9 protein-coding genes and 1 pseudogene are annotated in these 10121 nt (G+C 58.8%); 3 read left to right on the top strand and 7 right to left on the bottom strand.

Annotated features, from left to right (window positions below):
- The 6 genes and pseudogenes from ACESMB_RS09260 to flhA all read right to left on the bottom strand — a co-directional run.
- Window positions 1–185 (bottom strand): annotated as a pseudogene (locus ACESMB_RS09260) (protein phosphatase); the annotation flags it as partial.
- A 21-nt stretch (window positions 186–206) separates the two neighbouring features.
- Entirely contained in the window at window positions 207–590 is a 384-nt protein-coding gene (gene cheY, locus ACESMB_RS09255) for a chemotaxis response regulator CheY (protein ID WP_114613228.1), read from the bottom strand.
- Window positions 591–769: 179 nt separating this feature from the next.
- Complete coding sequence (locus ACESMB_RS09250) at window positions 770–1501, bottom strand: RNA polymerase sigma factor FliA (protein WP_372925083.1); 732 nt, start codon at window positions 1499–1501, stop codon at window positions 770–772.
- A gap of 30 nt (window positions 1502–1531) precedes the next feature.
- Entirely contained in the window at window positions 1532–2344 is an 813-nt protein-coding gene (locus ACESMB_RS09245; protein WP_372925082.1) for a MinD/ParA family protein, read from the bottom strand.
- A gap of 46 nt (window positions 2345–2390) precedes the next feature.
- Entirely contained in the window at window positions 2391–3686 is a 1296-nt protein-coding gene (gene flhF / locus ACESMB_RS09240; RefSeq protein WP_372925081.1) for a flagellar biosynthesis protein FlhF, read from the bottom strand.
- A 60-nt stretch (window positions 3687–3746) separates the two neighbouring features.
- On the bottom strand, window positions 3747–5915 hold the full coding sequence (gene flhA / locus ACESMB_RS09235; protein WP_372971385.1) for a flagellar biosynthesis protein FlhA: 2169 nt from the start codon (window positions 5913–5915) through the stop codon (window positions 3747–3749).
- A gap of 231 nt (window positions 5916–6146) precedes the next feature.
- Here flhA and upp point away from each other — a divergent pair, with 231 nt between their 5' ends.
- The 3 genes from upp to ACESMB_RS09220 are packed head-to-tail and all read left to right on the top strand — an operon-like array spanning window position 6147 to window position 8900.
- A complete protein-coding gene (gene upp / locus ACESMB_RS09230) occupies window positions 6147–6785 on the top strand; it encodes a uracil phosphoribosyltransferase (RefSeq protein WP_372925079.1) in 639 nt (212 codons plus the stop codon).
- Window positions 6786–6787: 2 nt separating this feature from the next.
- Complete coding sequence (locus ACESMB_RS09225; RefSeq protein ID WP_372925078.1) at window positions 6788–8044, top strand: uracil-xanthine permease family protein; 1257 nt, start codon at window positions 6788–6790, stop codon at window positions 8042–8044.
- Window positions 8025–8900, top strand: a complete 876-nt coding sequence (locus tag ACESMB_RS09220; protein WP_372971384.1) for a class I SAM-dependent methyltransferase — start codon at window positions 8025–8027, stop codon at window positions 8898–8900. Before ACESMB_RS09225 ends, ACESMB_RS09220 begins: the two co-directional genes overlap by 20 nt.
- Window positions 8901–9020: 120 nt before the next feature.
- Here the strand turns inward: ACESMB_RS09220 and flhB are convergent.
- On the bottom strand, window positions 9021–10121 hold a 1101-nt coding region (flhB, locus tag ACESMB_RS09215), incomplete at its 5' end, for a flagellar biosynthesis protein FlhB (protein WP_372971383.1).

Below are 10121 nucleotides of genomic sequence, written 5' to 3'. Positions count from 1 at the left end.
CGGGTCAGCCGGCCAACCTCCCGGTACAGACTCTGATCCCTTACCTCACTGAGTTCGTTGATCAGGGTCATGGCCCGGGCATATTCTCCGGCATTGACCTGTTCAACCAGCTCAGCGGCCTGGCTACGGAGTTTTTCCGTCACCTCCGGGTCGAGGCCCTGTTGGTTCCTGTTGCTTTTGCTCATGGGAGCCCGTCCGACCTCTGGTTACTGGATTCGCTCGAAGATTTTCTCAATCTTCTCCTTGAGTACCGCTGCGGTAAACGGCTTCACAACGTAGCCATTCACGCCGGCCTGCGCCGCGGCTACGATCTGATCCCGCTTGGCTTCTGCAGTTACCATGAGCACGGGCAGGGTCTTGAGGTTTTCGTCGGCCCTGACTTCTTTCAGAAGGTCCAGCCCGGACATGCCCGGCATGTTCCAGTCCGTCACCAGAAAATCATACTTGCCGCTGCGGAGCATCGGCAGCGCGGTATTGCCATCATCGGCTTCGTCGGTATTGGTAAAGCCGAGATCGCGAAGCAGGTTCTTGATGATCCGTCGCATTGTGGAGAAGTCATCCACGATCAGGATTTTCATGTTCTTGTCCAATGGGACCTCCAGTTTAAAACGCCCGGAATTCGTTGTTGGCTTCCGGCTTTCCGTCAGGCAAGCCGGCAGATTAACCGCTTATTGTGTTGCCTTTGGCGCCGTTGTAAAGCACCAGTTACCAAAAGGCTACAGTAAAGAATGCTCTGCAACGCTGCATAACCACTTGGTCGCAAACGGGTCTACTGCTGCCAGTCGGAGAGCCGCCCTCGCAGACGCAGGGCCGCCTGGCTGTGGATCTGGCTCACCCGGCTTTCACTGACACCGAGAACTGCCCCTATTTCCTTCAGGTTCAGCTCTTCCTGGTAATACAGGCTGAGCACCAGTTTCTCGCGTTCCGGCAGATCGCCGATGGCTGTCGCCAGGTTTTTGCGGAAGCTGTCCGATGCCAGGCCGTCCAGCGGATTATCGCTGGTCTCTGCTTCTTCTATCGGCAGGTCTCCGGATTCATTGAGCTCATCGAGGCTAAAAAGTCGGCCACTGCTGGCATCACTCAGTGACGAGTGATATTCGTCGAGGCCCAGGCCGAGTTCCTCTGCGACTTCCCAGTCCAGGGCTTCGCGGCCCAAACGGTCCTCAACGGCCTTGATGGCTTTGGCAATACGGCGGGAATTTCTGTGAACAGAGCGGGGAACCCAGTCCCCCTTGCGGATCTCATCCACCATGGCACCCCGGATCCGGATGCCGGCATAGGTTTCAAAGGTGGCGCCCTTGGTGGAGCTGTAACGCTGGGCGGCTTCCAGCAGGCCGATCATGCCGGCCTGCATCAGGTCCTCCAGCTGAACCGAGGCTGGCAGCCGGGCCATAAGATGAAGTGCAATTTTCTTGACCAGCGGAGCCTGCTCCTCAACGAGTTGCGATGGCCCCTGGGTGCCGGTCCGATGATAGATTCCAAGTTCTTTCGCCAATGTCATGTATCCGGCTTTTCGGTGACGGGATCAAAATCAGACTTCGACGAGCCGCTCCACAAAGAATTCCAGATGCCCCCGGGGCGACTGTGGCAAAGGCCAGCTGTCAACTTTGTCAGCCAGGCTTTTGATGGCCAGCGATGCCTTGGCACGGGGGTAGGCATCAAGCACGGCGCGCTGGCGCTGAACGGCCTTTTTAACGGCCTCATCGTAAGGCACTATACCGACATATTGTAGTGCCACGTCCAGAAATCGCTCAGTGACCCTGGTCAGTTTTTCAAAAAGATGGCGACCTTCCTGCTCATTCCGGACCTGGTTAGCCAGGATACGAAAACGATTGGTGCCGTAGTCACGGTTCATCAGCTTGATCAACGCGTAGGCGTCTGTAATGGAGGTAGGCTCGTCGCAGACGACCAGCAGCAACTCCTGGGAGGCCCGCAGGAAACTGACCACCGACTCGGATATACCGGCTGCAGTATCGACAATCAGCACATCGATCTGGTCACCCAGCTCACTGAAGGCATTGATCAGCCCGGCGTGCTCGAGCGACGACAGCTGGGTCATACGCTGGGTGCCGGAGGAAGCCGGGACAATCTTGATTCCACCCGGGCCATTGACCAGTACATCGCGAAGATCGCATTCGCCGGAAATCACATCCTGGATGTTCCGGTTGGCGGTAATCCCCAGCAACACATCGATGTTGCCGAGGCCAAGGTCGGCATCGAGCAGCACCACACGACGCCCTTTCTGGGAGAGGGCGATGCCAAGGTTGACCGCGACGTTACTTTTGCCAACGCCCCCCTTTCCGCCGGAAATGGCAATCACCTGTACCGGATGTGGTTTGCTCATACTGATTCTGATCTCTTGCCACGTTTAACCGCAGGCTGTGTTGTTGTTAAACAGCGACTGCCTCTTGCTGCTGGAGTTTTTTCAGCCTCTCCACGGCCAGTCGCACCAGCGGAATGGACTCGGCGTGATGCAGGTCTTCCGGGATTTTCTGTCCGTCGGTGTAATAGGCCACCGGCAATCCCGTTTCCATGACAAATCCCAGCGATTCTCCAAGGGTCAGTGCTTCATCGATTTTGGTCATCACACAACCCGTAAGATTTGCCATCTTATAGCAATGCCAGACGGATTTCATGATGCGTGGCTGACTGGTTGCCGAAACCACCAGATGGGTACGGATCTGGTGGTGACTGCGTGCCAGTTCCGTGAGCTGCTCTTCGTAACCCTTATCGGTACTGGTCAGGCCTGCGGTATCAATCAGTACAAGGTGACGGTCCGACAGTTCGTCGAGTATGTCGTCCAGGGAATGAGTCTCATCCACCACCCGCACCGGCACATTCAGAATACGCCCGAACACGAACAATTGCTCGTGAGCAGCGACCCGGTAGCGGTCAGTGGTTACCAGCGCCACGGAATCGGCACCATGGCGCAACACATAATGGGCCGCAAGCTTACCGATGGTGGTGGTCTTGCCAGAGCCGGTAGGCCCTACCAGGGCGTAAACACCGCCCTCTTCGGCCCACTCGGTGCGAGCCGTTTTCACCCCGGCCGCCAGCATTTTCAGGGACTGCTTCCAGCCATCTTCGAGTCGTCCTGCGCGGTGACGGCGTGACAATGAACCCGCAAGCTCAAGGCCCAGACCGAATTCCTGCAAACGTTCGGCAAGCCGTTGCTGCACGGCATTCACCGCCGTTTTTTCCGGCTCCGGCCCGCGTTGCGCACTGACAAGATCCCGCAACGAGCTGATTTCAGCGCGCATTTGGGCGAGTTCGCCAGAATAGCCAGAATTAACGTCAACAGGTTCTTCCGGTGTCAATTCGCTGCCAGCAAAGGCGTCTGCGGCCGGACTGGTGTAGCCCACTTCCGCACCACCGTTTCGACTACCCACTGCGGAACGCTTGTCCCTGACCTCGCGGATTCGGTCACGTGACCGGCCAAGCTCGTCCTCCAGGCGGCGATGCTGTTCCGCCTGCAGTTCTGCCAGCCGTGACCCGTTGGTCGCTTCCTGCGCGGCATCGCCCAGCCGCTGACGCGCCATATTTTCGTCATAATCCAGCGCTGTCACAATCTCGACACCACCATCCACACGACGATTGGACAGAATCACCGCATCCGGGCCCATCTGGTCCCGCACCTGGCGCAGCGCCTCTGCCATGCTCTGGGCAAAAAACCGTTTTACTTTCATGATGACTCTTCCTCCCCGGTCAGCGCTTTCCGGCGCCTTCCGCCTTGCCGTCCGCGGCCCTTACTGGCCTACGGATGCCACAATGGTGATCTGTTTGTTATCCGGAATTTCCTGGTACGACAACACGTGCAATCGCTCTACGCCGAAACTTGCAAACTTTGCCAGCACCGGCCGAAGCGGCCCGGACACCAGCAATATCGCCGGCTTGCCCAGCATCTCCTGGCGCTGGACGCTGTCCTGGAGCGAACGCTGGAGCTTCTCGACCATATTCGGCTCAAGTACCAGCCCGATGTCTTCCTGACCGCCGGATTGTTGACTCTGTTGCATAGACTTAAGCAACAACTGTTCCAGGTCCGGGTCCAGGGTAATAACAGGGATCTCGGAGTCGTTGCCGCAGATACTCTGCACGATCATTCGTCGCAGTGACTGGCGGGCAACCGTAGTCAGAAGTTTCGGGTCCTGGCTCTTCGGATGCACGTTCACGATCGCCTCGGCAATGGAACGCATATCGCGGATGGGGACTTCTTCCTTCAGCAGGTTCTGCAGAACTTTCAGCAGCAGGCTGATTGAAATGGTGGTGGGCACCAGCTCTTCCGCCAGCTTGGGGGATACCTTTTCCAGCTGATCCAGCCATTTCTGGACCTCCTCGTGGCCCAGCAGTTCATGGGCATGCTTCTGGAGGATCTGGTTGAGGTGTGTGGCCACCACCGTGCTGGCATCCACCACGGTGTAGCCCAGGGTCTGGGCCTGGTCTTTCTTGTCCGGTTCGATCCAGCTGGCATCCAGACCGAACGCCGGGTCCTTGCCGGCAATCCCTTCGATCTTGCCAAACACCTGCCCGGGATCAATCGCCAGTTCGCGGTCCGGATGGATTTCCGCCTCCGCGATGGTGACGCCCATCAGAGTGATTCGATACACATTGGGCATCAGGTCGAGATTGTCGCGAATGTGAACCGAAGGCATCAGGAAGCCCAGGTCCTGGGAGAGCTTCTTGCGCACCCCCTTGATCCGGCTGAGCAGTTGCCCACCCTGGGATTTATCCACCAGGGGAATAAGCCGGTAGCCAACTTCCAGGCCCACGATGTCCACCGTGGCCACGTCATCCCAACCCAGTTCGCGGGTCTCGCCCGGCGGCGGGAGCTGGGCTCCCTGGTCGCCACCATCGCCACCGGATGGAATATCCCGCCCCGCCGGTCTCGCGCCGCCGCCCCTGGTGGGGAACATCCCGTCCTCCTCCACCGTCTGGCGCTCCTCCTGCCAGATGTACCAGGCAATGGCACCGGAAATTGCACCCAGGCCAAGAAAAGCCACGTGGGGCATACCCGGAATCAGGCCAAGGATGATGAGGATGACCGCAGCAATACCCAGGGCCTTGGGTGCATTGAACATCTGCTGGAGTATCTGGCCACCCATATCCTGGCTGGAAGTTACGCGGGTCACCATAATCGCGGCGGAGGTGGACAGCAGCAGCGACGGAATCTGCGCCACCAGGCCATCACCAATGGTAAGCAGTGCGTAGTTCTGGGTGGCGGTACCGAAATCAAGGCCGTGCTGCGCCATACCAATGGCAATGCCACCAATCAGGTTGATCGCGAGAATCAGCAAACCGGCGACGGCATCACCCTTTACGAATTTGCTGGCACCGTCCATGGAACCGTAGAAATCCGCCTCCTGGGCGATTTCGGAACGACGGTGCTTGGCTTCATCCTGGTTAATCAGGCCAGCGTTGAGGTCGGCATCAATCGCCATCTGCTTGCCGGGCATGGCATCCAGGGTAAAGCGCGCACTGACCTCGGAGACCCGGCCGGCGCCTTTGGTCACCACCAGGAAATTGATGATCATCAGGATGGCAAACACCACCAGGCCAACCGCGTAGTTGCCGCCGATCAGTACCGCACCGAAAGATTCGATCACCTTACCGGCGGCATCCCCGCCCTCATGACCGTTAAGCAGCACGATCCGCGTGGAAGCAACATTGAGTGCCAGCCTCAGCAGGGTCGCCACCAGCAGTACCGTGGGGAAAGACGCAAACTCCATCGGGCGCAGGGCGTACACACACACCAGCAGGATCACGATGGACAGTGTGATGTTGAAGGTAAAGAATACGTCCAGCATGAACGCGGGCATCGGCAGAATCATCATGCCCAGCAACCCCATCAGCATGATGGGGACACCCAGATTACCCCGCGTCAGGGATTTGACATTACTGAGGACTAACGCTCGGTCCATGCCGGAAAATTCTCCGATTAGCGATTAACCGCGGCCATTCGCGGGTGGTTTTTTTGACGCCAATGCATCGATTGCCGGGGTATTCGCAAGATCCGTACCAGCCCTCACAGTTTTTATGGCCACCATGCCTGACGGCCATGTCGATATACGGTATCCTTGCGCCATTTGCCGGCTTTTACGCCGCGCGGACCACGCAGCATTCAGACACAGACAAAGCAGAAAGGTGAGCCCATGCCAATCCACGAGGTGAAACACCCGCTGATCCGCCACAAACTCGGCCTGATGCGCCGGGCCGACATCAGCACCAAGAATTTCCGTGAACTGGCCCAGGAAGTTGGCGCCCTGCTGACCTACGAAGCCACCAAGGATTTTTCACTGCAGAGGAAAACCATCGAAGGCTGGGCCGGCCCGGTGGAAATCGAGCAGATCCAGGGCAAGAAGATCACCGTCGTTCCGATTTTACGCGCAGGCATGGGCATGCTGGACGGGGTACTGACCCTGATCCCCGGCGCCCGCGTCAGTGTTGTTGGCCAGGTGAGAAATGAAGAAACCCTGGAAGCCAGCACCTACCTCGAGAAACTGGTGGGGGAGCTGGACCAGCGTATGGCGATGATTGTGGATCCGATGCTGGCGACCGGCGGCTCAATGATTTCCACCATTGACCTGCTGAAGAAAGCCGGCAGTACCGAGATACGCGCGCTGGTGCTGGTTGCAGCGCCGGAAGGCGTTGAAAAAGTGCTGGAGAAGCACCCGGACGTGTCCATCTATACCGCCTCCATTGACGAGCGGCTGAACGAAAAAGGCTACATTCTCCCCGGCCTCGGCGATGCCGGCGACAAGATTTTCGGCACCAAGCAGAAGGACGTCTGATCATGCAGGACCACCTGAACGACCCGGTCTGGAAACAGGCAATTGCCGGCTCGCAGATGCTGCTGGTGGCCTTCGGTGCACTGGTTCTGATGCCATTGATTACCGGCCTGGATCCAAACGTGGCCCTGTTCACCGCTGGCATCGGCACACTGATTTTCCATATTGTCACTGGCGGCCAGATTCCCATCTTCCTGGCGTCTTCCTTTGCGTTTATCGCCCCGATCATTGCCGCCAAGGGCCGCTTTGGCCTTGAGGAAACCCTGGGCGGCCTGATGGCGGCGGGTATCCTCTACATCATTCTCAGTGGCGCCGTTCGTCTGAAGGGCACCAGCTTCATAACCCGACTGCTGCCGCCAGTGGTGATTGGTCCGGTAATCATGGTGATTGGCCTTGGCCTGGCGCCGGTCGCCGTTCACATGGCTTCCGGCCGCACCGGCGACGGCGCCGAACAACTGGTGCCCTACGACACGGCCATCTGGATCGCGATGATCTCACTGACCGTGACCGTCATCACGGCGGTCTGGTCTACCGGCATTTTCCGCCTGATTCCGATCATGTTCGGCATCATCGTGGGCTATATTCTCTCGGCCATTGCCGGCATTGTGGACCTGTCGCCCATTACCGAGGCACCCTGGTTCGCCATTCCCAGCTTCGTGGCGCCGGAATTCAGCTGGGCAGCCATCCTGTTCATGATCCCTGTGGCCATCGCACCGGCCATTGAGCACATCGGCGACATCCTCGCTATCGGCACCGTCACCCGCAAAAACTATCTGGAAAAGCCGGGCCTGCACCGCACCCTGCTTGGAGACGGCCTGGCCACCAGCGCAGCCTCCGCCCTCGGTGGCCCGCCCAACACCACCTATTCGGAAGTGACCGGTGCCGTGGTGCTGACCAGGAACTTCAACCCGAAGGTAATGATCTGGGCTGCGTGTATCGCCATCGTACTGGCGTTCGTGGGCAAATTCGGCGCCGCCCTGCAGACCATACCGGCACCGGTGATGGGTGGCATTCTGTGCCTGCTGTTCGGCTCCATTGCCGTGGTGGGCCTCAACACTCTGATCCGTCACCAGGTCGACCTGTCAAAGGCCCGCAATCTGGTTATTGTGGCCATCACCCTGGTATTCGGTATCGGCGGCATGGCAATCGGCAACATAGAAGGCATCGCCCTGTGCGCGGTAGTGGCCATTGCCCTGAACCTTATCCTTCCCGGCAGCGGTGAAGCATGGGGTAATAAGATCCATGAGCACGACACCCTCTGACAAGGGCCCGAACACCAGAGCTGACAGTTCCGGCATCAGCTTTACCGCCCTCTACACCGGTGCCGTCTGGCACCGGCACGGGCTCTCGGATGATACGCTGGCGACCGATCAGGGTCGCTGGCTCTATCACCTGATGACGCCCTTCGAAGCCGGCAGCAAAGCCCTCATCGGCGGCAACATCCGCACCTTCCTGCTGCAACGCCACCTGATCATCGACCACCTGATTGATCAGGCACTGGAGCGTGGCATCACCCAGGTACTGGAAATTGCCTGCGGCATGTCCCCCAGGGGAATCCGCTTGCGGGACAAACACCCTCAACTGCACATGGTGGAAGCCGACCTGCCCGACATGGCCGCTCGCAAGGCGGCAAGATTGCTGGTGGCTGGTCACCTGGGCGATCGCCATCAGGTCATGCCCGTGGATATTCTGGCGGATGCCGGCGAGCAGGCATTGGCAGCAGTGGTGGAGATAGCTTTCGATAACAACGAACCCATGGTTGTGGTCACCGAGGGCCTGACCAGCTACTTCTCCCTGCCAGTCATATCAGACTTCTGGCAACGCCTGGCCCGCGTTATGCAGCAGCGCCCGGGCTCGGTCTACCTGTCCGAAAGCTACCTCATGCCAAACCAGCCGTTGCTGCGAGGCAGCCTGAAAGCACTCGGAGGCTTGCTGGGGTCGGTTACACGAAGTGATGTCAGCTTTCATTTCCTCAACGACGAGCAGGCCGCCGAACATTTTACGGCTTGCGGGTTTCCTTCCGTAGCGGTCCACAACCCTGCAGACTTTTACGGTCGCCTTCCTATTCCGGAAAGCCGGAATGATCCCATGGTTCGGGTTATTGAGGCCTGGTCCTAGCCCCTCCGTAGCCTGGTAGTTCGGTGGCGGCGGATGTGGGGAAGGAGCGTGTTTTGGAAAGCTCACCCAACGAATCACCTCCCCCACAACCATCAGGCTAAAAGCAGGCAAACCCCAAACTCAAACATCCCGCCGCAAATCCGAAGGTATCGGAAAATCCGGAACATGGGGCTTCTGCCCCCGCCCCTTGCGGAACTGGCGGAGCTGGAAGACGTAGGCCAGTACCTGTGCAATTGCCATATACAGGCCATCCGGAATCTCCGCGCCCACATCGGTGTTGTGATACACCGCTCGGGTCAGAGGCGGGGTACGGAGGATTTCCACCTTGTGCTCCCGGGCAATCTCCATGATCTTGAAGGCGGTTTCGTCAGAGCCCTTGGCTACCACAATCGGCGCTGCCATCTTCTTCTGGTCGTACTTCAACGCCACCGCGTAATGGGTCGGGTTGGTGATGACCACGTCGGCGCCGGGCACGTCCTGCATCATCCGCCGCTGGGCCATTTCCCGCTGCAGCTGGCGGATTTTGCCCTTCACCTCCGGCTTGCCCTCGGTGTCCTTGTACTCGTCTTTCACCTCCTGCTTGGTCATCCGCAGCTTTTTCTGGTGATCGTAGATCTGGAAAGGCACGTCGATTGCGGCGATGACAATGGTTGCGCAGGCGAGGATGAAAAAGCTCCAGCCCAGTGTCCAAAGCACGTGCTCCATGGCTGAGCGGGCAGGCTCCTCGGAGATGCTGAGCAGGTCTTCGGTGCGCAGATCGAGAATCAGGATGGCAACGGCCATCACCAGGCCCACTTTGAGGATGGCCTTGACCAGTTCAATCAGCGAGCGCATGGAGAACATTCGCTTCAGGCCCTTTAGAGGGTCCATGCGATTAAGCTTGGGTGCGATGGCTTTGCCGCTGACCAACAGACCGCCGATGCCGATGGAGCCGGCGATGGCAGCCACCAGCAACAGGATCAGCAACGGCGCCAGTGACAGGGCGGCCTCTTTGGTCGACGCAATCAGCTGGACGCTCATGTGCCGGGTGTCGAAAATGGCGGAGCGTTCGAGGACGAAGCTGTCACGCATGATGCCTTCCATGGCGGCGCCCATGGAGGCTCCGAACACCAGCAGGCCGCCGGCACCTGCCAACAGAACGGCCATGGTGGCCAGTTCTTTGGAGCGCGCGGTCTGGCCATCCTCCTTGGCTTTTTCGAGCCTTCGGGGGGTGGCCTCTTC

The organism is Marinobacter sp. (assembly GCF_041686475.1).
Lineage (GTDB): Bacteria > Pseudomonadota > Gammaproteobacteria > Pseudomonadales > Oleiphilaceae > Marinobacter.
The sequence above is the reverse complement of the archived record's forward strand: the minus strand, read 5'-3'. Positions and strand labels throughout refer to the sequence as shown.